Below are 25,348 nucleotides of genomic sequence, written 5' to 3' on the forward strand. Positions count from 1 at the left end.
ACGCACCAGATGCATTAGCAGTTGTGGTGCCAAGCGAGGTCGTGCCGTCGAACAACTCAACGCGTGCATTAGCTTCCGCCTGACCTGTGATTGTGAGCGCAGACGTCTGGTTGGTGACATCGTCGGCGTTGTTCGAACCGCTGTCATCGGCAGCGGCAAGATCAAGGCCCGTCGGTGCAGCAGGCGGCGTTGTGTCGACCGTCACTACCAGTGCAGCAGAAGCTACTCCGACATTGCCTGCAGCGTCAGTTGCCTTGGCGGTGATTGAGCGAGCGCCAGCAGCCAGCGTCACATCAAGACTGAACGCACCAGATGCATTAGCAGTTGTGGTGCCAAGCGAGGTCGTGCCGTCGAACAACTCAACGCGTGCATTAGCTTCCGCCTGACCTGTGATTGTGAGCGCAGACGTCTGGTTGGTGACATCGTCAGCGTTGTTCGAACCGCTGTCATCGGCAGCGGCAAGATCAAGGCCCGAAGGTGCAGTAGGCGGGGTTGTGTCTGGCTTAGCCTTGCCTCCGCTGGCAATGGCGAACATTCCTAGGGCGCCCACTGCAGCCATGCCGAGGGGAATTGCTCCAATATGAACGCTGTTACGGAAATCGCTTTCATCAGCAGATTGTGTGTCTCTATCCTGATTTTTAGATCGAGCAGCTACCGTATCTGACTGGGCGTTTACTGAATTATCATCAATTACCGCGCCGTCCGCAGCCCCTTCAAGCCGCGCTTCCCGCTCTTGCCCATTATCAATGAAAGATACTACGACGTCATCGCCGTCAATTCGGACCTTAGCCTTAGCAACCTTAAGGCCAGTTTTGGTATCTATCACCTCGATTTTGGCGCCGTGAAATTGGCCTTCCAGTTTAGCCTTAGCGCCAAAAGGCACTTCCTTGACCAGGCCGTTTTTAGACGTCAATCGAATAACTTTAGACATACAAGCTTCCTTCTCGGTGTATTTAGTCGGCTCAGCGTTCATCAAAGGACTGGTCTACAGTTTTGATAATTGGCTTGAGTAGGTACTTAAGTACCGTGTTACTTCCCGTTAGAATTTCAATTGTAGAAGTCATCCCGGGCTGGATTTCAATTTTCTCGCCGGCACGCGGACGCATATTTTTCGTATCCACTCTGACATGGACACGGTAATAAAGTTGCTCGCCGTTCGACTTCTGCTCGGCGATGGTGTCTGGGCTGATGTAGATCACTCGCCCATCTGCCGGGCCAAAGATAGAGGCATCATAAGTGTCGAATTTGATAGACGCGGATTGCCCAATACGCACAAACGCAATATCCGATGGGGACACTTTTGCTTCCACTATTAATTCTTCGCCAGTCGGAACGATTTGTAAAACCTCATCGGACGGCCGCAAAACCCCGCCAATGGTGGTGAGGCGGACATTTTTGACTATGCCATCCGTCGGGGCTTCCAAAATGGTATCCTGCAGGGCGACTTCACGTTGTTTTAGCGCCTGCTCCGCAGTCACCAGCTCATCGTCCACTTTGGCATATTCCGCCTGAAGATCTTGAAGGTACTTATTCTGCCGATTTGCGATTTGCCCCTCAATATCAGCTACAGATCGTTCCAAACGCAGCACTTCAGATCGACTTACGTCACCATATTCGAGAAGGGGCTGGTTCATGGCCAACTCTCGACGAACCAACAATAGCATGCGGTTTAGAGCGGCGATGTCCTGTGTTTGAGCAGCCCGTCTCTTAGCAAGTAACTGCCGCTGATTGGCCATGAACAGTGGAAAAGCTTTGACATCATCTGTAAATACAAGCGGCTTATCAAAAAGCTCTGCCTCCATTCGCGCCCTCGCGGTCTTCAATGACGCTACTTTAGCTCTACTTTCGTCAACTGCTGCGCTAAGCCGGATGCGATCGAGCGTGACAAGGATCTGTCCCTTCGCAACGCGGTCACCTTCTTTAACGCCGATAGTTTCGATGACCCCGCCATCCGTGCTCTGGACTATTTGCACACGGCCCGATGGGATAACCTGCCCTGTAGCACGGCTTACCTGATCTATTTCGGCTACACTGGCCCACGCTATAAAGCCAATTATTGCAAGCGCTGTGAGCGAAATTATGCTGCGGGAAGAGCTTAGATTAAACATGATTTTGCTCTCTGACAATGATACGCTGCCCAGTATTGGTGGTTTTTTCGGTCTTTGGCCTCAATCTTTCCAACACAGCATTGGTTGGACCATCCAAGGAAATTTGGCCATTTGTGACAACAATTAGGCGATTGACCAGACTGACTAGCGGTAGCTTGTGAGTGACAAAAACTAGTGTACATTGAGGCCCGATGGCTTCGAGGATAGCCGAAAGAATGCGTGCTTCGCTCTCTTGGTCAAGGTTTGCAGTTGGCTCATCCAAGAGTAGAAGCTTTGGTTTTGCAAGAATTAGGCGTGTCAGCCCAACTTGAACACGCTGTCCTCCTGAAAGTCCATTGCCGCCCTCAGAAATAGGTAGGTCGAGACCCATAGGGTGATTTTTGACAAGTTCAGCCAGTCCGGTTTTGGAGGCCGCCTGGAGCAGGATATCATCATCCTGCGCGGCCAGCCCTAAGTTCAGGTTACTTCGAAGCGAGCCCGTTATCAGGCGGTAATGCTGCGGGAAATAACAAACCTGGCTTCGTAAGTCTTCTTCGGCAATCTGCCGAACATCTACACCATCGAGCAATACATGTCCTTCGTTTGACGCATATAGGCCAGCCATTAGCTTCAGGAGCGTTGATTTACCCGAACCTACTGGTCCAATAATACCAATACGCTCGCCTGGCGTAATTTTAAGGGTTGGTAAATTTAATCCATGCCGACTTCCTTGGTGTGCAAACTTAACATTCTCAAATTTAAGGCTGCCTCGAATTTCCGTCTGGCGGACCGTTGTAAAATCGGTTGGCTGGTCACTTGGCATTGTCAAGATGCCGTCTAGAGCGGTAAGTGATGAGCGAGCATAACCCCACTGAACGATAAGTGTAGGAAGTGATGCAATAAGGGGACCATTTACCCTTCCGCTAAGGATGGAGCACGCAATTACAGCACCCATGGTCATGTTACCGCTCGCAACCTGGAAAGCCCCAACGCAGACAACACCTACATAGGAGAGCTGCTGTATCAGCGAAAAGCCCGACCCCGAAAGCGTCGACCAACGCTTCACTTGAATATCGTGACCATGCACTTCGTCATTTAACCGGTTCCAGTTGGCAAGCATGTGCCACCCACCAGAGTTAGCCTTGATGGTCTCAGCGGCATCCAAGGCCTCGACCAGCTGTCCATTTTTGCGATTGCCGGTAACCTGAGCCGCCGCCGTGTCCTCACGGATGAACCGAGCCATCATCGCGGCTAGGCCAAGCGCCAATGGAAATGCTATTAGGGGGACAATAGCAACAATCCCACCCAACCAAGCCATCACAACCATAAACAAAAAGGCGAAAGGCAAATCGGCAATTACGAACAGGCTAGCCGAAGACATGAGCGAACGAACTTGGTCTGTCCCACGAAGCTGCGCCGCCATGGTTCCCACCGATGCGGGCCGAGCATCAAGCCTTACTGACTGCATTCGCGCATAGAAAAACTCGGATATTTCGCTGTCAATATTGCCAGCCTCACGGTCAATCATCATGGCGCGCGTGTTGCGAATGACCATATCGACGATCAGCGCAAAAACCATGCCTGCCGTTAAAACTAACAGCGTGGAATAGCCGGCACGGGGTATAACCCTATCGTAAACCTGCATTGAGTATATCGAAGTTACAAGTGCTATCAGATTGATGACAATGGTTGCGATTGTAGCGTCAACGATGATCGTTTTTCGTTTTAAAATCGCAGACCAAAAAATGTTTATTGCGCGCTCTGTTCCCTCAATTTTTGCGAGCTTTGGGAAATCCACAGTCCAAAAAGTGATGGAATTCGTCCAGTCGACTTCGACCACGCCTTTCGTCGTTATAAGGCGTATCTGCGCCTCATTTGTCCAGCTCTCGGCTATCGTCCAACCATATTCAGAAACAAAGGCGAGAAGCGGAAAATGGTGCGCCCGTGGTCTGGCAGAATTGGCAGCGCACTTCCAACCAAGCTCTTCGCACAACGAGGCTAAGGCCGCGCTATCGTCAACGGTAAGGTTGATGCTTTCCGTTCCCATCCAATTAGGATCAAGGGCAACTTTGTTACGCTGCGCATAGGCTGCGATAAGGTCAACAAAACGAAATGTCATGAGTTTGCATCGCTAGTAGGATCGGATGCCCACTGACCTGAAAGAAGGAGAAGTCTCGCCAGCGAGGATATACCTGCGATACGGGCCTCAACGGCATCCGTTTTGGCCGCAGTTTCCTCTCGCACTGCGTTCATCACATCGAGCCAGGTTCTTCGGCCACTTGTGAATTGTCGCAAATAAGATTCCGTGATCCGCTGGGCCGCATCAGATGCCGTTACGCTTCCTGAAAGACGTGACGTGGCAGATTCATATTCACGAAGCAGCGCAAACAACTGCTCACGCAGCCGTCTCTCTCCGGCGACGATTTGAAGTTCACCGGCCTCAACCCGCTGACGAGCAGCGTCTGCCGCTGCAAATCTTGAAAGGCCGCCGTCCGTTTTTGCTTTAAGAACGATACCTACTCTGTGACCAAATGTATCACTGTAGCTATATTGGCTGCTCAGCTGCGGCAGGATCGAAGCGCGTGTTATCTGTGCTTCCGCACCTAACGCCTGCGCTTCAAACTTTAACCGTTTTAAATTAGGGCTAAAGTTCAAAGATTCATCTATTACATAGGCGTCGTCAAGACTAGGCCATGTTTGTACGTCGGGTGCCGATCCAATTAAATCTAGCAGCGGGTCTCCGACTAACTCTCGCAAGACGTTTAACGCAGAGCGCTCTTGTGCTTTTCCTTGAAAAAGCTGCTGTTCAACTTGCAGCGCACGAGTGCGTGCAAGCTCGAGGTCAGAAAGCGGACTTACTTCCTGAGCAACACGCCGCTCCATAGTGGCGACCATCCGGTTATGTTGCTCTAGGCTAACTGATAGCAACGCGTTTCGTTCACGCCACCGATGCACTTCATAGAAGGCCTGTGATGTAGATGAAGCAATAGCCAACACTGCCTCATCATATGCCGCCAATGCCGCATTTTCCCGAATTTTTGCTCGCTTAATTGTTCCTGATAGGCGCCCTCCGGACCAAAGTGGTTGCTCAGCAATTACTTGGGGTTGCAACTTATTCGATCGTTGATTCAGGAAAAGACCTTCAACAGAAAAGCTCGGAAACTGTTGCCATTTTGCGGAACGCGTATCCGCACCTGCAGCACGAACAGATGCCTCAGCAGCGGCAACCGATGGATGGGTCTTAACCGCTCGATTCACTAAGGAATGAACATCCGCTGATGACATCTCGCCGGCAGCTTGAGCAACAGGGCCGGACTTTGCTGCTAACGGAGAGGATAGTGCAACCAAAGTAAGGGTAAATAACATCTTTAAATTCATGTTTTATAATAATTTCTTAAAACGACGCGTTGTTTCTCAACAAGGTCATAATCGATCTTGATGTAAAATGATTTAACGAACACCCATATCCTGTTTAACCTATTTGTAAATTGTTTAGATTCTCAACGTTGGCTTCGGACATGTAGCCCCAGACAAAGGAGCTGTAATGCCTGAAAAGGCAGGAAATTAGCTAATTTTTTCGCGACGAAGTCTGCGGCACAACCTCCTCTAAAAATCGGTAGGTTATGCCTGTGACCCTTTAGTCGGCATCTGCGATGCAGGTGCATGATTTCGAAAAGCACCAAAAAGCCATCGCATACTCCCGCTGCTTCGACACCCATTAGTCGCGTGGACCTACCCGCGTGGGTGTATGCAGAGCCTGAGCCCGAAGCTCATGCGACAACGCCGCACGACGCGGTGGTCATTACAAACGACCTACTGACCAGAGCAGAGGCTGCGCGATATCTGCGCGTCTCTGACCGCACGGTGTCACGCCTTATTCGCAAGAGCCAATTGCCCGCTTCACGCATCGGACGCGCCGTACGTATCCGACAATCAGACCTGCTCGACATGCTTGATGGAAAGCCGAGTATTTCCGACGTTTTGGATAATTGTCGTGAATAAGCATAGCCCCATACAGGGTTGAAAATGTAGTATATGTACCCACGAATATCACCTTATGTCCGCTCCAGTCCCCACGAGGTTTAGATGACCCATAACGACCAACATAAACCGACCCTTGCAGACGCCCTTGTTGCGCTGGCGGATGCGCCGCTGACCGACATCCAGAAGCGCGATACGCGCAGCGCCGTGATGACCTTCTGCAAAGCGCTGGGTCTGCAGCCCGGCGAAGTGCCTGCAAGTAATATATATATCCGACGTAAATTGGAAAGCATCTCGTATATTGCGCTTGGATATTCCAAGGGCCGCTGGGGAAATGTGAAAACCGGCGTGGCGCGTGCTGTGGGTCTTGTGGGCAAAAGCTATCCAAGCCGCAACACAACACCACTGCTGCCGCAATGGGCTGCGCTTCTGGAGAAGCTGCCGGCGTCGCTTAAACGGAAAGTTTCATCAGGCGCACGGTATCTCAGTGGCCTTGGTGTAGATGTTAATGGCGTGTCATTGAGTGACCTGCATAGCTACCGCGATACTATCTTGAACGATCGCATGCGTGCAAATGCCGAGCAGGCATGGGACCATTTTTTGTGGGGGTGGAACCGGGCGGTGGATCAATTTCCAGACACGTGGCCGCAAATCACAATCCCGCGCGATGAGAAGCGCGAGATCTATGTCTATCCATTCGCATTCTTCCCACCGTCGTTCGAGGCGGACGTAAACGCTTATGCTGATCGCATGCGTAATATAAACTTGGACGATGATGGCCCTGTGCGTCCTTCACGGCCTACGACCATTAAAACCCGCACCCGCCAGTTACGGACCGCAGCATCGGTCCTTGCCCGGTCCGGCGTTGACCCTGCGACCATTACCGGCATTGCCCGTCTGGTCGAGGTCGATAACTTCAAGCTGATTTTACACTTTCACATGGAGAGGGCTGGCGGAAAAACGTCTGCAGGGGTCGTGCAAATCGCATCGTGCCTGCGCAATGTTGCCCGCCACTACGTCAAGGTAGATGAGGAGCATGACCGGAAGATGAGTGCTCTATGCAAAAGGGTATCTGTGCAGACAGGCGGGCTTACGGCCAAGAACCGTGAGCGGCTTCGCCCATTTGATGATCCTGAGCATGTAAGGCTGTTTTTATGCCTGCCGGACACCATCCGGCAGCATGTGGAGCACGACAAGCGGGCGCCATTACAAAAGGCGGTCTTGGCGCAGGTGGCAGCCGCAATCGCGTTGTTACTGGCAACGCCTATCCGCAATGCCAATCTTTGCGCCATCGACATCCATCGGCACCTGAAACCGCAACGTAAAGAGGTCCATCTGGTCATTAGCGAAAGCGAGACCAAAAACAGGCATCCGGTGGATTTTAACATCCCGCCTTATGCCTTGGAGATCCTGCGTTGGTACATGGCCGAGTATCGGCCATATCTGGTCCGTGAACCAACTGATGCCTTGTTCCCTGGGCGTAATGGCAAGCACAAGTCTACCCATACGCTTGGCCTACAAATTAAAAAGATCGTCTTTGAGTTTACCGGCCTTACGTTCAACGTTCACCTCTTCCGGCATTTTGCCGGAAAGGTGTTCCTCGACCAGCAACCGGGCAATTATGAAGTGGTGCGGCAGGTCTTGGGGCACAAACGGTTGGATACGACCACAAGCTTCTACTCTGGGGCCGAAGCCAAGCAGGCAAGCGCCATGTTCAATGATGTGGTTGATACGCTGCGGGCGCAGCATGCGTCGAAACCCAAGAAGCGGAGGGCTGGCAAATGAGCGGCGGTCGTTATGGTCCGAACAAGACGCCTGAGCGGCGGTGCATGCCACTTGCGCTTTGGCCAGAGGCTGACCGCACTGTCTGGCAAAATGCGCTGACCCCAGGGACCATTCTTGACGATCACCTCGGGGCATTGGCGCATCTGTCCGTTGCTTCCAATTACAAAGTCGAGCGTGGATATGGACGGTTCTTAACATACTGCAAAATACATGAGCCTGACTGCCTACAGGAGGCACCTGCCGAACGTATTAGCCCACAGCGGGTAAAGTCGTACATCAACCACCTTACCGACATTGGTAACAGCACACAGACCATTATGTGCCGCCTGCAGGATGTGGGTAGTATGGCTTCACTGTTGGCGTCTGAGCGCGACTGGTCATTTATCAACCGTCTCGCAAGCCGCATCCGCGCGCGTCACAAGCCCGCCCGCGAGAAAAGCCGCATATTGATGACCGATGAATTGGCGCAGCTCGGCTATGACCTCATGCACGCCGCCCAAAGTGACGACAGCATATCGGATGCCGTGCAATATCGCGACGGGCTCATGATCGCCTTGCTTGCCTATGTCCCCATCCGGCGCAAGAACTTCACCGCCCTTGAAATCGGCAGCAGCATCGTGCGGCGGCAGGGTCAGTGGTTTATCCAACTCACCCCTGAGCAAACCAAAACCCATGCATGGTTCGAGACGATACTGCCGCCGGCCCTTGAGCCATACCTGCAGCGCTACCTCGACTTCTATCGCCCAATGCTGGTGGCCTGCACAGGCCGCTGGCGGAAACCAACAGGCAATGCGCTTTGGATATCGAACCACGGCTCGCCGATGACGCAGGATGGCCTTTACAGCCGTATATGCCGGCACACAGGCGAACGGTTCGGGGAGCACTGCTCGCCACACATGTTCCGCGATGCTGCAGCCTCAACACTGGCGACCGAGGCGCCTGAGTATGTCCGGATGGCAGCGCCGCTGCTCGGCCACCGCAGCTTCCAAACCACCGAGAAATACTACCGTCAAGCCAAGGCCCAAGAGGGGCATGGTAGTTTTGTTAAAACAATTACCGCACTTAGAGGAGAAGGATGATGGATAGCGAAAATAACAGTCAGCAATTCCAGCCAATAGAGGGGCCGAGCGAGGAGGAATTCAAATTTATAAGAATCGACTTTAAGCTCAGCAAAACAGCTATGGCCCAACTTCGGTCTACCCTTTCCGAAGCAGTAGACCATTACTCCGCATTCCGACGAGATTCGATTTCAGCCGAACAGCGCAAAGAGGTCCGGCAAAAAGCCAAGCGCGCATCGAAGTTAATGGGCGACCTGATAAGGCTGTTCTCGGAAAACAATTCTCAACAGGTGATGAAATCATTTGAAGGTAGGGTGTATTGGGAAGGCTTATTCGGACCGAGCATGATTGAGGAAGCATTCGGCGAGGACATTACATCCAAAGAATACGAGAAGCTTCGCAGCATTCGTGCGGATGAACTAGAACAAAGGGCGTCACAAACAGCTGAAGCTGGAGGCCATCAAAGTGGTAGGTTCGAACAAAATCCAGTGCAAGACCACAGCGCTGAGATGCTGGTGTTCCTGTTCAAACGGCTACGGTACCCGTTCGACTTATGGTTACAGCTTGCAAGTTATGGGAAGTATGGACGGCCACCCGAGCCCTTACGCCAGATATTACTAATCTACCTTATTCGAGATGCGCGCGAGATATTGGGCGAAGGATATACTAGGGGTGATTTAATCAAACTTTGTTCTGACGTTAGCGGATATTACGGTATAGCTGATGACGGAATTGGGGATGCTTGTGACCATATCCTGGGTAAGCACGAAAAAGACTTTGCGTGGTTAAACCTACCAAAATTGCAGCCCTTTGACCAAGAGATGCTTGAACGTTGGAATGCGGAAAAACTCGATGATCCCGAGCCGCTGCTGACGCCCGCAAAACCGGCGACAGAATAGTGCCCCTTATGCGGATCTCAGTGGTCAGTAACTCTGGCAGGCATTGCGCATGCCACGGAAAGCCAACCCGCATAATGAAGCTGAAAGCCAACGACAGTTGGTCGATGACTTGTGTGTCGAGTTGGTCGATTTTGGATCCGACTTCCCAATTTCTGCTGCCGAACTCGATGCGCTTGAGCAGCTTTTGGGCGCTGATTTGCGCGAACTACTCCAATAACCCACCAGCCTCCATTGCGGCTGGCCAAAGCCGTAACTGAGAGGCCAACATGGCATTTGCAGCCACCCCGACCATTACCCAGCCCAAACGCGTTGCGCTTTACCTGCGGGTCAGCACCGGACGTCAAGCAGAAGGCGATGTCTCGATCCCTTCGCAGCGCGATGTCACGCAGCGGTTTTGCGAAGCCCAAGGCTGGGAACTCACCTGTGAATTTGTGGAACCCGGCGCTTCGGCCACCGATGACCGCCGCCCGGTATTCCGGCGCATGCTAGAGGAAGCATCGCGTCCTGATCGCAGGTTCGATGTGATCTGTGTTCACGCCTTCTCGCGCTTTTACCGCAATGGTGCTGAGATGGAGCTCACCATTCGTAAGTTACGCAAGCAAGGCGTCGAGGTCATCTCAATGAGCCAGCCCACCGGCGATGATCCGAGCCAGCTGCTGATGCGCCAGATCATTGGTATCTTCGATGAGTACACCTCCCGCGAGAACGGCAAGAATGTGAGCCGCTCGATGCGCGAGTCGGCCAAGCAGGGATTTTGGAACGGTGCTACCGCTCCGCTCGGCTACTGCATTGTCGAGGCTGAGAAGCGCGGATCCAAGATCAAGAAGAAGCTGGCGGTCGATCCTGTGGAAGCAGAACTCGTGCGCCTGATCTTCACCCTCTATGCGTATGGCATCGATGGCGCTCCCCCGCTTGGGGTTAAGGATACCACCAAGTGGCTCAATGCCAAAGGCTATCGTACCCGCAAAGGTGCAGCGTTCGGCGTTGGCCCTATCCATAACATCCTAACAAACCGGACCTACGCTTTGGGCATCTGCCGCTACGGCGTTCGCAATGGTCGGACCCAAGAACTTAATGACCCCGAAAGCGTCGTGGAGATCCCCGTGCCTACAATCCTACCCTTACCGCTGTTCGAGGCGGTGCAGGCCAAGCTTACCCGCAACAATCCCAAGGTCACAGCACCCCGCGTGGTGAACGGTCCGATCCTGCTCACTGGTCTTGCTGTTTGCGCCACCTGTGGATCGTGGATGACCCGCACCGGTACAAAGCGAGGTAATCGCTCCTACAGCTATTACACTTGTGCAGGCTGTCATCAAAAGGGGCCTTCGGTCTGCAAGGGGCGGCATATCCCGCTGGCCAAGCTTGACGACCTCATCCTCACCAACGTCAAGGAACAGCTCCTCGCGCCTGAACGCCTCGAAGATATCCTGTGTAAGCTTGTGGAGCGGCGCACCTCGCGTCAAACCGAGGTTGCAGAGCGGCGCTGTGCCCTTGAAGCCCAGCGCGACAAAGCAAAGGACAGGCTAGCTCGGCTTTACCGTGCCATCGAAGATGGCGTGGTGGAACTTGATGCAGACCTCAAGGACCGCATCCAAGCCATCAAGCAAGAGCGGGATCTGGCCGAAACAGCAATCGAGAGGATCACCGATACGGCAGCGAGCCGAACCGAGATTACACCTGCACGTCTGGCCGCGTTCTCGGACCTAATGCGCGACAAACTCGACACAGGCGATATCCACGCCCGCAAAGCTTACCTGCGCGCTGTCATATCCCGCATCGAAGTGGGTGATGAAAATATCCGCATTATCGGAGAAAAGGCCAGCTTAGAGAAGGCTGTCGGTACCACACTAACGGGGAAAATCCCTGTTAGTGGTTTGGTACGTAAATGGTGCACCCAACTGGATTCGAACCAGTGGCCCCCAGATTAGGAATCTGATGCTCTATCCTGCTGAGCTATGGGTGCTGCGTCCCAAGCCATAGCTGCGTGCTATCGGGTGGTCAATTTTTAGCCGAAGGCGGCACGACTGGAAAAAGGAGTGGTGCAACCTGAACGCCTTCCTCCATCAGTGCCTTGGCTTCGTCGGCGCTTGTTTCGCCATGGATGATACGATCTGCTTCTTCACCATAATGGATGGCGCGGGCGGTTTCGGCAAACTGGCCGCCGACCCATTGCGATTGTTTCAGCATCTCGGTTTGCGCAACCGCAAGCTTTTGAACGAACTCCACAACCGCAGGCGGCAGCGCGTCGGTTTTTACAGGCTCAGCTGCGGCGGCGGTTGGCGCTGCTACATCCGCGATAGGAACCGGCACGCTGCGTTGATTCCCCTTTTTGGGCACATGCGGAACGGACAGCGCCTTTTGCACCGCCATGTCATTACACACCGGACAGGCCAGCAACCCGGACGTTTGCTGCTTGGAATAATCTTCGGATGACGCAAACCAGCCTTCGAAACGATGTCCGTTGCTGCAATTCAGGTCAAACGCGATCATTATGCCCCACGCGGCCCTAGCAATGCGTCGAGCTTCCCTTGATTTTCCAAGGCGCGCAAATCATCAGAGCCACCTATTGGTGTATCATTGATCAGGATTTGCGGCACGGTCCGCGCACCGGGCACGCGCACCAGCATTTCGTCACGCTTTGCGCCACCCATGCTTATGTCATATTCGGTATATGGGACGCCCTTGCTGTCGAGCAATTGCTTGGCACGGACGCAATAAGGGCATGCGAATTTGGTGTAGATTTCAACATTTGCGGTCATAAAACTGAAATGGTGTCCAGCCGCCATCAAGTCAAGCATCGAGAGCAGTTAGTTTTGGCCTGCGCTCTCTCCGCGCAGCGCACGTGCCCAGCAGAACAGCTGAATCCACGACGCACCGCTTCGTTTCAAAACCGATATGCAACCGTCGCTCGTCGCACCGGTGGTCAGGACATCGTCGATCAGAATGATATGGCTGCCCTTTAATCGGCTTTGCCATTTGGGATGCACGGAAAATGCCTGTCCAACGGCTTTACGGCGGCCCTTGGCATTTAGGCCACGCATGCTCGGTGTGCGTTTGTGGCGGACGAGTATGTCAGGGACAAAAGCGATTCCGCTTTGCGCAGAGAGCGCGCGGCCGATCAACGCGGACTGGTTGAAACTACGCGACCACATGCGCGTCCAATGCAAAGGAACAGGCGTAATGATGATGTTATCGCGCTGCTCGGGCAAATGGCGGACCAGCTGCTGCGCAATCACGCGGGCCAATCCGATCTTTCCGCTATATTTTAGCCGGAGTGCGACTTTTGCAGACAGGTCGTCATATTTTACCGCAGCGCGAATGCCGTCATGTTTGGGCGGTTTGGCCAGGCATGCTGCGCAATAGCTCTGTGCACCACGGTCATATTCAAACGGCATTGCGCAGCCATGGCACCATGGCGGGGCAAGAAACTGCAACTGTTGCCAGCAATCGGCGCAAAATGGACCGCCAGCGGGCGTTATCGTGCCACAACATGGGCAGCGTTCGGGCAGCGCCCAATTGAGCGCAGCACGGAAAATGTGGCGGGTGATGGCCATGAAGACTTGTCGGATAAAGCCAGTGTCTGCACAAGGCCGAAATGAGCAGCGAGACCAACCCGCCTGAAATATTTGACCGCCAGCGTCGCCGCGCGCTGCGTGAACGTGCATCACGGCGTCAGGGCGATCAATTTCTGTGGCACCATATTGCGCAGGATCTTGGCGAACGACTGAGCTTTGTGACGCGCGTGTTCGAACATGCGTTGATCATTGGACCGATTGCGAACTGGCAAAAGGACATTCTGCCTGCGGACATGCGTTGCACGCATATGCCGTTGATATCAGTAGGCGGAGCTGAAGACACTCAAAGCGGATTTGAAGAGGGCCGCCTGCCCTTTCCCCCTGCATCGTTCGATCTCGTTATCTCCGCTGGCACGTTGGACAGCGTCAACGATCTGCCCGGCGCGCTTATCCAAATCCGACGGATACTCAAACCGGACGGATTGTTTCTGGGCCATATGTTTGGCGCAGGGACGCTGGCCACATTGAAGTCGATGTTTCTGGAATCCGACGCCGATCAGGTTAGGCCACATATGCACCCGCAAATTGACTTGCGCAGCGCGGCCGATTTGATCGTGCGCGCCGGGTTTGCCTTGCCCGTTGCGGATCAGGATGTGACTGAGGTGCGTTACAGCGACTGGCGCGGCATAGTGTCCGACATACGCGATGCCGGCATAGGCAATGCTTTGGCCGGACCGCGCGCATATCTCGGCAAGAACGCGATCAATCGGCTGGACCGGATTTTCGCCGCACGCGCAGACGCCCATGGCAAAGTCCCTGAATATTTCACGCATCTGTTCCTGAGCGGTTGGGCGCCGTCTGAAAACCAACCCCGCCCAGCCAAAAGGGGAAGCGCGCAAGTTTCGCTTGCGGACATATTGTCCAAAAATCCCGAAGACTAGGGTCAGGACCTATTAAATGCGTTTAAGCCGTTCAACGAGCGGGTAATCAGCAGGCGGCATCGGCAACGCAGCCATGTCGTTTGGATGCACCCATGCAATTTCAGACGCAAAATGTGGCGTGGGCGTGCCTTCCCATGTCACGCATCTGTACAATAACAGCAGCAAATGTCGCTCCCCCAACGGCTCGCTTGCAAAAGTTTCAGGTATAAGGTCTTGGAGGTTTACGGAGATCCCAAGCTCTTCAAACAGCTCTCGCGCAAGGGCGACTTCGGGCGTTTCACCCGCTTCGACCTTGCCGCCCGGGAACTCCCACAGGCCACCCATAGAGGCATGGTCCGGACGCTTTTGCAGCAGAATCGCGCCACTCTCATTGGTTAATGCCGCGGCAACCACGAATAATGTTGTCGGTTTTTTTTCCATAATCTCATCATGTTGAAAGCTTTTGTTAACACTTGTGTGGGAATTTCATGGTGCTCGCAACCAAGGATCGAAGGGGGACCAATAAAAATGTTGGAACTCATTCAACGCATTCACAAATGCGACCAAAGGCGCGACGGCAGTAGAGTATGGTTTGATAGTGTCGCTAATCGTTATCGTGATCCTTGCTTCGCTCGGAAACCTTGGGAACGGAACACAGGCTATGTGGAATAAAGTTTCCGACGAAGTATCTGCGATGTCGAGTTAATGTTCGCATTAACGAATTGGTAAATGGTGATGATCTATCAAATTAGTGACGGTTAATATTTTAAAAACCGCCCGGGTGAATGAACAAATAATAGGAGACCGAAAATGAAAATTATCAAAAAAATCTTCAAGAACGAAAACGGCGCGACTGCAATTGAATATGGGCTGATCGCGGCTTTGGTTGCTGTTGCTGCAATGGTTGGAATGGGCAACCTCGGTACCGCCCTGAACAACCAATTTAACAACGTCGGCAAAAAGCTAAACCTCTCTTAATATTCAGGCACCAAGCCTAAACATTTACAGAAGGGCGGGAACTTCGCGGTTTCCGCCCTTTTTATTTAATATGTGACGATCTTCACCTTCTGCCCCGGACGCAACGCTGCATTGAAGGTCAGTCCATTCAACGCAAGAAATCGTTCGGTTTGCAGCGAAGGGTACGCCATGCGCGTTGCCAGCGACGCTACAGTGTCTGTGCGCCCCACCGTCACCACGCGTAATGTGCGCGGCTTCACCTCGGCTGCTTGCGCATTGCTCAATCGAGACATGCTTTCAAACATGCCGTCAAACGGGCGCGCATTGGCGGCGGTAATGGTCACAAAATGAAATGCGATTCCGGGCGACCATTCATAGGCAAAGACAGACACGGCGCGCTGCCCCTGCTGCGTATTGACGACGCTGCTGGCGAAAAATGCCGGAATGCCATTAACCGTTGTCCTGCGGATGTCGCGGACTGGAATGGCCATGTTTTTGCCGGCAACAGATTTAAACGCATTGCTGATATACGCATCACGATTGCCGTCGAACGCTGCGGATGTGAACAGCGCCTTGCCTGTGTTGCCGTTTATGGAGACGGATTCATTTCCGTTTTGAATGCCAAAACCGGTTGGCGCGGTGAACCGCATTTTTAATTGCGGATGAATAAATGCCAGCCCCTCCACAACCCCCTGAACGGGGTCGTCGCCATAGAGCATGCCGTCAATCGCGGCGAAGTGGGCGTCAGCGTTGCGCACATTGCTGGCCGGATAGGATTTTGACCGCGTGCCTGCACGTGCAACACGCCGTGCGGGATCAGGGTGCGTACTGGCCCATTCGGGCACCGCATTGTCACCAAGGCCAGCGACCCGTGAATCAAGGCTCGTCTGCAATGCCAGCGCGTTCAGCATCGATGATAATGCGCTTGGGTCATAGCCGGCTTTGCTCAGATAGCGGATGCCGAAGTCATCAGCCTCTTCTTCCTGGACCCGTGAATATTTCAGACTGAAAACTTGTGCCAGCGGACCCGCATATTGCTTAAGCCCAACGCCGACAGCGCCAAGCCATCCAGCGGAATCGCCAAGCACTGAACCCAAAATCGTACCGCCTATGCCCAATATGTTGGCAAATGTGGCGTTGTTTTGGCGCTTTTGGCTGTGGCGCGCGGCGGTGTGTCCGACTTCATGGCCCAATACGCCCGCCATCTCTGCCTCGCTATTGCACAGGGCAACCAGTTGGCGCGTGATGTAAACATAGCCGCCCGGAAGCGCGAAAGCGTTGTTCACGGACGAATTCAGCAAGGTGACGTTAAAATCATCCTGCGAATTGCCAAGGCCGGATTGCGCCGCAATGTTTTTGCCAACGCGCACAACATAGGCCGTCTGCGGGCTCTGCATCGGACCGCCAAATTCTTTCAGAATTTCGGTATGATATTTAGCGCCCTCTGCCTTTTCCTGGGCAGTGAATGCGCGTGGCGCGGCGGGCTGCTTTGTTTTCGCATCTGCCGGAGGACTGCCAACCATTGCCGTCAATCCAAGGATTGCAACGCCAGTAGCCATGATAATTTTCGAATTGCGCATTCATGTCCTCCTAAAGTCAGGAAAACCCAATTTATCACATTATGTTGCGCACCGACGTAAATTCTTGTGCCGCTGCAAACCGTGCAACAACCAAATAGGCTTACGCACCCATCGCTAAGAACTTTGCACGGCGTTGCTGCAGAAGCTCTTTCGACGAAAAGGCAGAGAGCGCCGCAATTTCCTCATCAATCGCTTTCGCAAGCGATGCAGCCGCAAGCGCATGGTCGCGATGCGCACCGCCCATCGGTTCTTTGACGATTCGGTCGATAATCCGAAGTGCTTTCAAATCATCGGCCGTCATCTTCATGGCCTGCGCAGCATCCGCTGCCTTGTCGCCTGTCCGCCATAGGATCGACGCGCATCCTTCTGGGGAAATGACGGAATACACCGCATATTCAAACATCAAAACGCGGTCCGCAGCCGCAAGTGCGACCGCGCCGCCCGAACCGCCCTCACCTACGATGCAGGCGATCATCGGCACGCCAAGCGCGAGGCATTTTTCTGTGGAGCGGGCGATGGCTTCGGCCTGTCCGCGCTCTTCGGCCTGAATACCCGGAAACGCACCCGATGTATCGACGAGGCTGACCACCGGAATACCAAACCGGTCGGCCAGTTCCATCAGCCTTATGGCTTTGCGATAGCCCTCTGGCTTGCCCATACCGAAATTATGGCGAAGACGGCTTTGCGTGTCGTCACCCTTTTCATGGCCAATGACCATGACGCGCCGGCCGTTGAGTCGGGCGAGCCCGCCGATAATGGCCTGATCATCGCCAAATGCGCGGTCGCCGGCCAAGGGCATGAAATCTTCAAAAATCGACGCAATGAAATGTTTGAAATGCGGCCGTTCAGGATGGCGCGCGACCTGCGTTTTCTGCCACGCGGTCAGGTTTGCGTATGTGTCCTTAAGCTGCTTGTCCGCTTTGGCGCGCAGCTTACCAATTTCGGCGCTGACATCGACGTCACTTTCGCGCGCAGCATCCTGCAGTTCAATAATACGTGCTTCCAAAGCGGCGACAGGTTTTTCGAATTCAAGATATACCATCATGATTGTCGGTTAGAGCCTGTCGCGCCACGGGTCAACGCGCGCATTGCCAGCGGGTGCCTGCGGTTGACCAATTCCACCAGACGGCTGCTGTCCACATGCGTGTAAATTTGCGTGGTGGCGATATCGACATGGCCCAACATCGCCTGAAGCGCCCGTAGGTTCGCGCCGCCCGCCAAAAGATGCGTTGCAAAGGCATGCCGCAGCACATGGGGGCTGACCTTGGTGGGATCTAAACCGGCCTCAGCGGCGAGCGCCTTAATAATCTGAAACAGCCTTATGCGGCTGATATGCCCGGCGCGCGACGGAAACAAAAAGCGTGATTTTTCCGGTACGAACGCAAGCCATGTCCCAACGGCCTGCCGCGCACGATTGGAAATAGGCACCATCCGTTCCTTCGCGCCCTTGCCCTTGACGATGATGAACGGCTTGTCCGACACGATTGCACTGCGCGGCAGTGCAACCAGCTCGGTCGCACGCAAACCGGACCCGTAAAGCAACTCAATCAAGGCGGAGAGCCGATAGTCCGTAGACGCAGGCGCGGGCTGCGTAAGCTTCGCCTCGATTGCGGCGAACAAAAGATCGACCTCTTTTGTATCAAGGATTTTCGGTAGCGCGCGCACCTGCGACGGCTTGGGCAAAGCGGCGGACGGATTATCATCGCGAAAACCCTCCTCATGCAAAAAACCGAAAAAGCGCCGGAGCACTGATGATTTGCGCGCGACTGAACTGTTGGCAAGGTCGCGCCAATGGCTTGAAAGCGTCACCAAATTATCTGCATTGGCATGTGCGAGCTTTCCGCCGGTCAGGCTGGATGCCGCAAGCAAGTCGCTCGCATAAGCTGCGCTGGTATTTGCAGCAACGCCCTGCTCAGCCGCCATCATTTCAATGAAGCGCGCTATCAGATCGCGGTCCGTCCCGCTCATATCCGTCGATCAGAGGCCGCTGCCTTGCATATCACCCAAGGGTGACCGCTTCGGCCGCAATCATCCGCGCTTCCGCCTCAAGACCCACCTGACGCAGCGAACGCACGATATAGTATACATGATGCGCCGGCACCGAAGCCCATGATGGTGCCTGCATTCCGGCAACCGCCATCAGTGCGACCGTGCCTTGCTCACCGCGACTTGCTGCGGCCGTAATCGCTTTTGACCACGCCGTTTGCCGCGCGATATTTACCTTCAGATCAACCGCAAAATCACTTTGCGCGCCGGATTCAACGCGCCCCAGCCCGGCAAGTCCAGCCAGCAAAAGCGCGGACTTATGCCCGTCATCGCTGTCGTCATTGCTGTAAAATTCGTCGAGATCGCCATAATCCGCCAGAGTAACACGGCCGGGTGCGCCCAAGGTGACGAGTGCCCAACCCAGCGAACCGCCCGAAACGATATTGCTCCATCGCGCCGCCGAACGATCAAGCCCCGCCGTCAACATTGATGCAATCAACCCATCGGCCTGCCCGGCATGGTCTGAACTTGGGGCGATAAGCGCTGCAGCACGCGCCGTCATGACAAGCGCCGCCAGATAGTCCGCGCCCGTCCGCTCTGCGCCCCAAATCGACGCCATTGCCGAAACTTTTCCGGAATCGTCCGACGCAGTATATGCGTTGCCCAGATTTTCGGCCTGCGTTTTCATCGCATCAGGTGCATCGGGATCATCAAGAACCTGCGCATAGAGATCGACCATATCGCGGTTGGAAAATACGCCAAGCGCCGCGGCACCGGGTGCATATTTGGCGCGTATTGCGGGTGCAAACATGGGCAATTGCACACGCCATCCGTCGATCTGGCGACCACTATTGCTGAACAATCGCTCCGGTGGCTCAAGGCCAACGGCGGCGGACAAACCAAAGCGCCACGGGTTCATCCCCTCAACGCCATCCCATTCGATTTTAACCGACCGGCGGCCATTTATACCCGCACCCACGGCCTTTTCGGTTAAGAGATAATCGACGCCCCGAACCCAGCCCTGATAGCGTCCCTGATTGATGAACCCTGTTGCGCTGCCTTGTTCGCCAGCGAGCGACGCACAAATAGCGCGCGACATTTTCCAGCGCCCACTGTTCACAAGGCGAACGCCGCCTTCGGTCAAAGGACAGATGCCCGCCAGGTCGCCATTTGCGAGATAGGTCTGCATCGCGACCTCATGAAGCCGTTTGGTATAGTTGCCAGCGTCGACTTGTTGAACAAGCCCACGTGCGACAACCGAATCCCCCATGCGCAGCAACAGCCACGCCCGTTCTGCGGTCCAGTCCGCGCCGTTTACGCCCTGTGGCGTATTGGTTCGGCTGGCGAGCAACCGCCGTGCCATGATCGTGCCCCAACGCGACGCGATTGGCCCCGATGTGCGTTCGACCACCTGTTTCAGGAAGGCGCCATTGGTCGCGCCAAACGACGCCGCCGGAAATCCGCCCGATGTTTCGGAGATGATACCAATCGCATTGAGCGAACGGCGCGCAGCAGGTGGCACGTCATACCGAACGACCATTTCCTGTGCGTCTTCTTCATCCTCTTCTGCGTCGTCAGCCGCAGCGTCCGCACTGACGTCACCCGATGCCGGATTGGCCGGTGATGTTCCGGTCTTGGTGGTTGACGGTGTTGAAGACGAAGGACGCGCGGGGTTATTGGGTGCTGATGGCGCAGGGTCGCCAAAGCCTTCGGGAAGAAGTGACTCCGGACCCTGCTGCCCCAATGCGGGCAAAGCAAATGCGAGGATGACAGCGGCTGCCGCCAAAAGGCCGCCTTTTGTTATTTTATCAGTCAATGACGCGAACCTGTTTCAAATCTTTGGGGCTGCACTGCAATTTCTCTTATCTGCATAAGTTGTCCACCGACTAAACATGCACGCCAGAGTAGCAAGCCAAATGCCACTGCCGCAACAATTAGAAAGCGCAAAAACCGGTTTTTATGTCCGCCGCTCATGAACCATTGTGCAATATACTGCTTTTCCACAATTTTCTGGATAAGTGGCAAATTACTTTCGGGTTGGGGATAGCCGATATATAGGCGGTGTCGCAATGCCCGGAAACGATGAACAAAAAATCGGCAAGGACCGAACAGTAACTGACCCGGTAATTGACCGGCCGATCGTTCTTGTCGGGATGATGGGCGTGGGCAAAAGCAGCATTGGAAAGCGCCTCGCTGCGCGGTTGAATGTGCCTTTTGCCGATGCTGACGATGAAATTGAACGTGCCGCTGGACTTTCGATTTCCGAAATATTCGAAAAGTTCGGCGAAGGCTATTTTCGCGATGGCGAGCGACGGGTTATCGCGCGGCTTGTCGAGGGTGCGCCAAAGATTATCGCCACAGGCGGCGGCGCATTCGTCAATGCAGACACCCGCGCACTGATATTGGAGCGCGCGATATCGATTTGGCTGGACGCGGACGTAAAAGTACTGGCCGACCGCGTTGGCCGGCGCAGCCACCGGCCTTTGCTAAAGGATAAGGACCCTATTGAAGTCCTGACGGAACTTGGCAAGATTCGAAACCCGCTATATGCGACGGCCAATATCCATATTCGCAGCGATACATCGCCGCATATGCGGACCGTTGAAAATATCGTGAAGGCCCTTGCCCAATGACCGTCATTTCCGTCGACCTGACCAACGCACCTTATGACATTCATGTCCGTGCGGGCTTAATGGCACAGGCGCCGGAATATCTGCTTCCCTATGCGCGCGACAACCGGTTGTTGGTGGTCACAGACGAAAATGTTGCCCGCGCTGTCTGGCCTGCGCTTGAAGCCGCGCTCTCCGCCGCTGGCGTGGAAACCGCGGTATATATTTTGCCCGCGGGCGAGGCTGGAAAAAGCTGGGGCGAGCTGGAAAAGCTAACCGACTGGATGCTCGCACAGCATGTGGAACGCAGCGACCATGTCATCGCGCTTGGCGGCGGCGTTGTCGGCGACATCACGGGTTTTGCAACGCATATCGTAAAGCGCGGCTGTTCGTTCGTGCAAATCCCGACGACCTTGTTGGCGCAAGTGGACAGCAGCGTCGGCGGCAAGACCGCAATCAATAGCGCAGCAGGCAAAAATCTCGTCGGTGCGTTTCATCAACCTGCATTGGTGCTGATCGACCCTGAATTGTTATCGACCCTTCCGCCACGCCAATTGGCGGCTGGCTTTGCCGAAGTGGTCAAATATGGCCTGATCGATGATCCCGATTTCTTCCTATATTGCGAAGACAATCTGGACAGTTTCTTTGCCGGTGACCCCGCCATTCGCGCGCAGGCGATCATAACATCGGTGCAATCCAAAGCGCGCATCGTCGCCGCTGATGAGACCGAACGCACGGGTACGCGGGCATTGTTGAACCTCGGCCATACCTTTGGCCATGCGTTGGAGGCCGACACAGGCTTTTCGGACAGACTGTTCCATGGCGAAGCCGTCGCCGCGGGCATGGCGCTGGCATTCCGCTATTCGGTTCGGCTTGGCCTATGCGCCGACGAAGATGCCCGGCGCGTGTCGCAGCTGCTAAAACGCGCGGGCTTACCCACCACGCTTTCAGATGCCGGGGTTACTGCGAACGGCGCGTTGCTGGTGGATTATATGCGGCATGACAAAAAGATGAGCGGCGGCACTTTGCCCTTCTTGCTCGCAAGAGGCATAGGCCAAACCTTCCTGTCCAAGGACGTCGCACTGGATGACGTCGCGGACTTCCTCGACGACGAAGCTCAATCCTGAGCGATCAGGAAATCATCCGAATCATCACCACCAAAGCTGTGCCGTTTACCGGCATGCAAATCGCCGCTGGAGAACTGCGCTTTTAGACGGCTTCGGTCACGGCGACGGAATTCGGCGATGATTTCATGAATGGCTTCGCGTTCAGTCCCGAAGAATTTAAGCGCATCGACCGACATGCGGATCGACGATTCAAATAGTTCGCGGATGATATTGATGCCGTCATCTTCCATCAACGCCAGCGCCTGTTGCCGGTCATATGCGCGCACAAACAGCTTGGTACGCGGAAATGTCTCACGAACGGGCATCAATGACTCTGCGGTCATGTGCCGGTCGTCGATGCAGAAGAATATCGCCTGCGCATCCTCGCCCCCTGCCCGCTGCAACAAATCAACGCGCGTCCCATCGCCGTAGAAGACTTTGAAACCAAATTCGCCGCTTATGTCGATTGTCCGCGGGTTAACATCGATCAGCGTCACCGAACGCCCAGCGGCCTGCATGATCTGTGACACCTGTTGCCCGAACCGGCCATGGCCAACGATGATGACATTGGCTTGTGACGCCAATGCGGGGTCATCAAGCGGGGCTGCACCCTTGGGCTTATGTGCCGCCAGCTTGCCCGCAATAATCATCAAGAAAGGCGTCGACGCCATCGACAGTGTGACAACTGCGCCAAATAGGCTCGCAGCCTCCGGCTCAATCAACAACGCTTGCTGCGCCGCCGTGAACAGGACAAATGCGAATTCGCCGCCCTGGCTCAACAGCATGGCCATGATGATGGACGGTTTGCTCTTCAATCCAAAGAACCGGCCAAGCGCAAAGATGATGGCAATTTTGACAGCGATCAGCGCCAGCGCAAGCCCCGCCACAAATAGCGGCTGCGCGATAATGACGTCGACATCCAGCAACATGCCAACCGCAAGGAAAAACAGGCCCAGCAAGATCGACCGAAACGGATCGATATCCGCCTCAAGCTCATGCCGATACGGCGACTCTGCGAGCATGACGCCTGCAACAAACGCCCCCAATGCAGGCGACACGCCAATCGACTGCATGACCGCCGCACTGACGCAAACCGTGAACAGCCCTGTGACGATGAACAGTTCACGTTCGGAAATCTTGCCGACAAGCCGCAACAATGGCGACAGCAAATAGCGCCCGGCAAGCACAAGCCCCAATATGGCAAGAACCGCATATAGAACCAGCCGCCAACCCGTAATGGCGCCTTCATCGGCCGGTGCACGTGACAATGCCGCGACAATCGTCAGCAATGGGACAATCGAAATGTCCTGAAACAACAGGATGGAGAAGCTTTTTTCGCCATAGTCGGTTTTCATGCGGCCACGCGATTGCAGCAGCGGCAGCACCTGCGCGGTTGATGACAAGGCAAGCGGCAGGCCGAGGACCAACGCCGCTTCCCAACTGAAGGTCGGCATGGCGAGGTGAATAATGGCAAACATGCCAAGGCCGCACAGGGTCACCTGCAGCGGACCAAATAACAAAATATCCCTACGCAACAGCCACAACCGGCTAGGCGATAGTTCCAGCCCGACAAGGAAAAGCAGCAATATGATGCCGATTTCGGAATAAGCCAATATCGTCTCTGGCGCGCCGATTAGGCCAAGTCCGTCCGGACCGATGGCGATACCGGCAACCAGATACCCAAGCACTGCGCCAAGGCCGAGACGGCGGAAAACAAGCACCGCAATCAGAGCTGCCCCAAGCAACACAACCCCGCCGAGCATCACATCCGCAACAAGATTATGCGGCGCGTCCTCCATCAGCTTTTTTCTTTAATATTCTGCGCCGCAGCCAGAACCGCATCATAAGGCAGCAAGATGGCCGCATGCCGTGACGGATAATCACTTGCCGCGGAAAGCAGATCGAGTTCAGGCCACATATCAGGCATCGCGCCCTCGCGCTTTAATGCATGGGCAATGCCATCGCGCAGTTCATTGAGCATCGATAGGCTCAACCCGTCGGCGTTTTGCCGCAAAATGGCGGCCGAGGCTTGGCCCAAGGCGCAGGCATTTGCGCGCAAGGCAAGCCCGCATATATGCCCGCTTGCGTCGGTCATGACATCTGCCTGCATCCGGCTTCCGCAGACAGGGGATCGCACCTCTGCCGACCCGTCGGGATTTTCAAGGCGGTCATGCGCGACCAACGCGGTCGCGAGGCGGAGTATGTCGCGATTGTAGAGAGCGGAATCGCTCACTCGTTTGTTCCCGCGGCTTCGTCGTCGGCCCCGCGGTTCTCGCGAACGAAATCGGACATGGCTGTCCCGCTGGCGTTCAGCAGGGGATAGGTGCGTGATTGCGTCATCCATTCAGGCCGCGCCTCATCCGCGCCAAAGAACATGCCATAACCCATGACGAGCAACAGGAATATCAGCGTTGCCATCATCAGTCCCTTCAACATTCCAAAGCCAAAGCCCAAGACACGGTCAAATGGTCCCAACAGCGATTTGCGCGATCGCGCGCCAAGCGATTTTGCGATCCATGTGCCGAGCGCATAAATGACAATAACAATCGCGAGAAACGCTACAATCGCCGCGCTTGTTTCCGAACCAATGGTTTCCGCCAGCGCAGACGTGGCAGGGGCATGCAGGATGCGGACGGCAGCGATAACCAATATCCATGCAATCATCGACAGCGTCTCTTGCACAAAACCGCGCAAGAGGCCGAAAACGGCTCCGCTGCCGATTAAGAAAAACACAATGATATCAAATGCGGTCATGTGAAGCTGCTGCCCAATCTATAATCCGTCGCACCTCGTCCGCAGTGCGCCCATATCGCCATTCAAGCCGCAAAACCGCCTGATGTCTGTCGCCTATGACATGGCCTAAAA

The 25,348-nt window shown here is 54.6% G+C and carries 25 protein-coding genes, 1 tRNA gene and 1 pseudogene; 11 read left to right on the forward strand and 16 right to left on the reverse strand.

All coding sequences use genetic code 11. The features are described from left to right. From GGR91_RS07545 to GGR91_RS07560, 4 genes are all read right to left on the reverse strand, one after another. Positions 1–973 (reverse strand): Ig-like domain-containing protein (locus GGR91_RS07545; RefSeq protein ID WP_246337114.1); only part of this gene is annotated, 973 nt, incomplete at its 3' end. Continuing rightward, positions 963–2,108, reverse strand: coding sequence for an HlyD family efflux transporter periplasmic adaptor subunit (locus tag GGR91_RS07550; RefSeq protein ID WP_183941608.1), 1,146 nt, complete (start codon positions 2,106–2,108; stop codon positions 963–965). The genes GGR91_RS07550 and GGR91_RS07545, both read right to left, overlap by 11 nt. After that, complete coding sequence (locus GGR91_RS07555; RefSeq protein WP_183941609.1) at positions 2,101–4,206, reverse strand: ATP-binding cassette domain-containing protein; 2,106 nt, start codon at positions 4,204–4,206, stop codon at positions 2,101–2,103. The genes GGR91_RS07550 and GGR91_RS07555 overlap by 8 nt, the downstream gene beginning before the upstream one ends. Then, entirely contained in the window at positions 4,203–5,453 is a 1,251-nt protein-coding gene (locus GGR91_RS07560; protein WP_183941610.1) for a TolC family protein, read from the reverse strand. The genes GGR91_RS07555 and GGR91_RS07560 overlap by 4 nt, the downstream gene beginning before the upstream one ends. 297 nt (positions 5,454–5,750) lie before the next feature. On the opposite strand from GGR91_RS07560, the gene GGR91_RS11780 reads away from it, so the two are divergent. The 6 genes from GGR91_RS11780 (at position 5,751) to GGR91_RS11785 (ending at position 11,738) form a co-directional block, all read left to right on the forward strand. Next, positions 5,751–6,089, forward strand: a complete 339-nt coding sequence (locus GGR91_RS11780; protein WP_183941611.1) for a helix-turn-helix domain-containing protein — start codon at positions 5,751–5,753, stop codon at positions 6,087–6,089. Between the two features lie 84 nt (positions 6,090–6,173). After that, the gene (locus GGR91_RS07570; RefSeq protein WP_183941612.1) at positions 6,174–7,853 is read left to right on the forward strand and encodes a site-specific integrase; all 1,680 of its coding nucleotides are present in this window, start codon (positions 6,174–6,176) and stop codon (positions 7,851–7,853) included. 356 nt (positions 7,854–8,209) lie between these two features. Next, a complete protein-coding gene (locus tag GGR91_RS07575; RefSeq protein WP_221204271.1) occupies positions 8,210–8,932 on the forward strand; it encodes a site-specific integrase in 723 nt (240 codons plus the stop codon). Next, complete coding sequence (locus tag GGR91_RS07580) at positions 8,929–9,810, forward strand: hypothetical protein (RefSeq protein WP_183941614.1); 882 nt, start codon at positions 8,929–8,931, stop codon at positions 9,808–9,810. The genes GGR91_RS07575 and GGR91_RS07580 overlap by 4 nt, the downstream gene beginning before the upstream one ends. A 49-nt stretch (positions 9,811–9,859) precedes the next feature. Then, positions 9,860–10,027: a hypothetical protein gene (locus GGR91_RS07585; RefSeq protein ID WP_183941615.1), complete on the forward strand. Its 168-nt coding sequence runs from the start codon at positions 9,860–9,862 to the stop codon at positions 10,025–10,027. 49 nt (positions 10,028–10,076) lie between these two features. After that, positions 10,077–11,738 (forward strand): recombinase family protein, encoded by a 1,662-nt coding sequence (locus GGR91_RS11785; RefSeq protein ID WP_183942027.1) that lies wholly within the window; start codon positions 10,077–10,079, stop codon positions 11,736–11,738. On the opposite strand, the gene GGR91_RS07595 is transcribed toward GGR91_RS11785, so the two are convergent. From GGR91_RS07595 to GGR91_RS07610, 4 genes are all read right to left on the reverse strand, one after another. Further along, positions 11,697–11,773, reverse strand: a tRNA-Arg gene (locus tag GGR91_RS07595). The two genes, GGR91_RS11785 and GGR91_RS07595, sit on opposite strands and share 42 nt — an antisense overlap. 35 nt (positions 11,774–11,808) lie before the next feature. After that, positions 11,809–12,300 carry a DUF1178 family protein gene (locus GGR91_RS07600; RefSeq protein ID WP_183941616.1) on the reverse strand — a complete coding sequence of 164 codons (492 nt, stop codon included), beginning with the start codon at positions 12,298–12,300 and terminating at the stop codon, positions 11,809–11,811. Next, complete coding sequence (gene grxC, locus GGR91_RS07605) at positions 12,300–12,569, reverse strand: glutaredoxin 3 (protein WP_183941617.1); 270 nt, start codon at positions 12,567–12,569, stop codon at positions 12,300–12,302. The genes GGR91_RS07600 and grxC overlap by 1 nt, the downstream gene beginning before the upstream one ends. A gap of 48 nt (positions 12,570–12,617) precedes the next feature. Further along, positions 12,618–13,364: a ComF family protein gene (locus tag GGR91_RS07610; RefSeq protein WP_183941618.1), complete on the reverse strand. Its 747-nt coding sequence runs from the start codon at positions 13,362–13,364 to the stop codon at positions 12,618–12,620. 41 nt (positions 13,365–13,405) lie between these two features. Between GGR91_RS07610 and GGR91_RS07615 the strand changes: the two genes are divergently transcribed. After that, a complete protein-coding gene (locus GGR91_RS07615; RefSeq protein ID WP_183941619.1) occupies positions 13,406–14,266 on the forward strand; it encodes a methyltransferase domain-containing protein in 861 nt (286 codons plus the stop codon). Positions 14,267–14,278: 12 nt separating this feature from the next. Here GGR91_RS07615 and GGR91_RS07620 read toward each other — a convergent pair whose 3' ends face one another. Beyond that, on the reverse strand, positions 14,279–14,686 hold the full coding sequence (locus GGR91_RS07620) for a (deoxy)nucleoside triphosphate pyrophosphohydrolase (protein ID WP_183941620.1): 408 nt from the start codon (positions 14,684–14,686) through the stop codon (positions 14,279–14,281). Positions 14,687–14,813: 127 nt separating this feature from the next. On the opposite strand from GGR91_RS07620, the pseudogene GGR91_RS07625 reads away from it, so the two are divergent. Further along, a pseudogene (locus GGR91_RS07625) lies at positions 14,814–14,951 on the forward strand (Flp family type IVb pilin); the annotation flags it as partial. A 104-nt stretch (positions 14,952–15,055) separates the two neighbouring features. Beyond that, positions 15,056–15,223 (forward strand): Flp family type IVb pilin, encoded by a 168-nt coding sequence (locus tag GGR91_RS07630; RefSeq protein ID WP_183941622.1) that lies wholly within the window; start codon positions 15,056–15,058, stop codon positions 15,221–15,223. Between the two features lie 65 nt (positions 15,224–15,288). Here the strand turns inward: GGR91_RS07630 and GGR91_RS07635 are convergent, their stop codons facing one another. From GGR91_RS07635 to GGR91_RS07650, 4 genes are all read right to left on the reverse strand, one after another. Further along, positions 15,289–16,782 (reverse strand): M48 family metalloprotease, encoded by a 1,494-nt coding sequence (locus tag GGR91_RS07635; RefSeq protein ID WP_183941623.1) that lies wholly within the window; start codon positions 16,780–16,782, stop codon positions 15,289–15,291. A gap of 100 nt (positions 16,783–16,882) precedes the next feature. Beyond that, a complete protein-coding gene (locus GGR91_RS07640; RefSeq protein ID WP_183941624.1) occupies positions 16,883–17,827 on the reverse strand; it encodes an acetyl-CoA carboxylase carboxyltransferase subunit alpha in 945 nt (314 codons plus the stop codon). Continuing rightward, positions 17,824–18,750, reverse strand: coding sequence for a tyrosine recombinase (locus GGR91_RS07645; protein WP_183941625.1), 927 nt, complete (start codon positions 18,748–18,750; stop codon positions 17,824–17,826). The genes GGR91_RS07640 and GGR91_RS07645 overlap by 4 nt, the downstream gene beginning before the upstream one ends. Before the next feature lie 31 nt (positions 18,751–18,781). Then, positions 18,782–20,584: a hypothetical protein gene (locus GGR91_RS07650; RefSeq protein WP_183941626.1), complete on the reverse strand. Its 1,803-nt coding sequence runs from the start codon at positions 20,582–20,584 to the stop codon at positions 18,782–18,784. Between the two features lie 337 nt (positions 20,585–20,921). Between GGR91_RS07650 and GGR91_RS07655 the strand changes: the two genes are divergently transcribed. Continuing rightward, positions 20,922–21,401 carry a shikimate kinase gene (locus GGR91_RS07655; protein ID WP_246337140.1) on the forward strand — a complete coding sequence of 160 codons (480 nt, stop codon included), beginning with the start codon at positions 20,922–20,924 and terminating at the stop codon, positions 21,399–21,401. Next, on the forward strand, positions 21,398–22,504 hold the full coding sequence (gene aroB / locus GGR91_RS07660; protein ID WP_183941628.1) for a 3-dehydroquinate synthase: 1,107 nt from the start codon (positions 21,398–21,400) through the stop codon (positions 22,502–22,504). Before GGR91_RS07655 ends, aroB begins: the two co-directional genes overlap by 4 nt. On the opposite strand, the gene GGR91_RS07665 is transcribed toward aroB, so the two are convergent. Genes GGR91_RS07665 through GGR91_RS07675 form a run of 3 tightly spaced genes read right to left on the reverse strand, consistent with a single transcriptional unit; the run spans position 22,495 to position 25,237 of the window. After that, complete coding sequence (locus GGR91_RS07665) at positions 22,495–24,282, reverse strand: monovalent cation:proton antiporter-2 (CPA2) family protein (RefSeq protein WP_183941629.1); 1,788 nt, start codon at positions 24,280–24,282, stop codon at positions 22,495–22,497. The two genes, aroB and GGR91_RS07665, sit on opposite strands and share 10 nt — an antisense overlap. Then, the gene (locus GGR91_RS07670) at positions 24,282–24,716 is read right to left on the reverse strand and encodes an iron-sulfur cluster assembly scaffold protein (protein ID WP_183941630.1); all 435 of its coding nucleotides are present in this window, start codon (positions 24,714–24,716) and stop codon (positions 24,282–24,284) included. The genes GGR91_RS07665 and GGR91_RS07670 overlap by 1 nt, the downstream gene beginning before the upstream one ends. Beyond that, positions 24,713–25,237 (reverse strand): CvpA family protein, encoded by a 525-nt coding sequence (locus GGR91_RS07675; protein WP_183941631.1) that lies wholly within the window; start codon positions 25,235–25,237, stop codon positions 24,713–24,715. Before GGR91_RS07675 ends, GGR91_RS07670 begins: the two co-directional genes overlap by 4 nt. Positions 25,238–25,348: the final 111 nt, after the last annotated feature.

It is taken from the genome of Sphingorhabdus rigui (genome assembly GCF_014196595.1).
In the GTDB taxonomy this organism is placed as follows: Bacteria; Pseudomonadota; Alphaproteobacteria; order Sphingomonadales; family Sphingomonadaceae; genus Sphingorhabdus_B; species Sphingorhabdus_B rigui.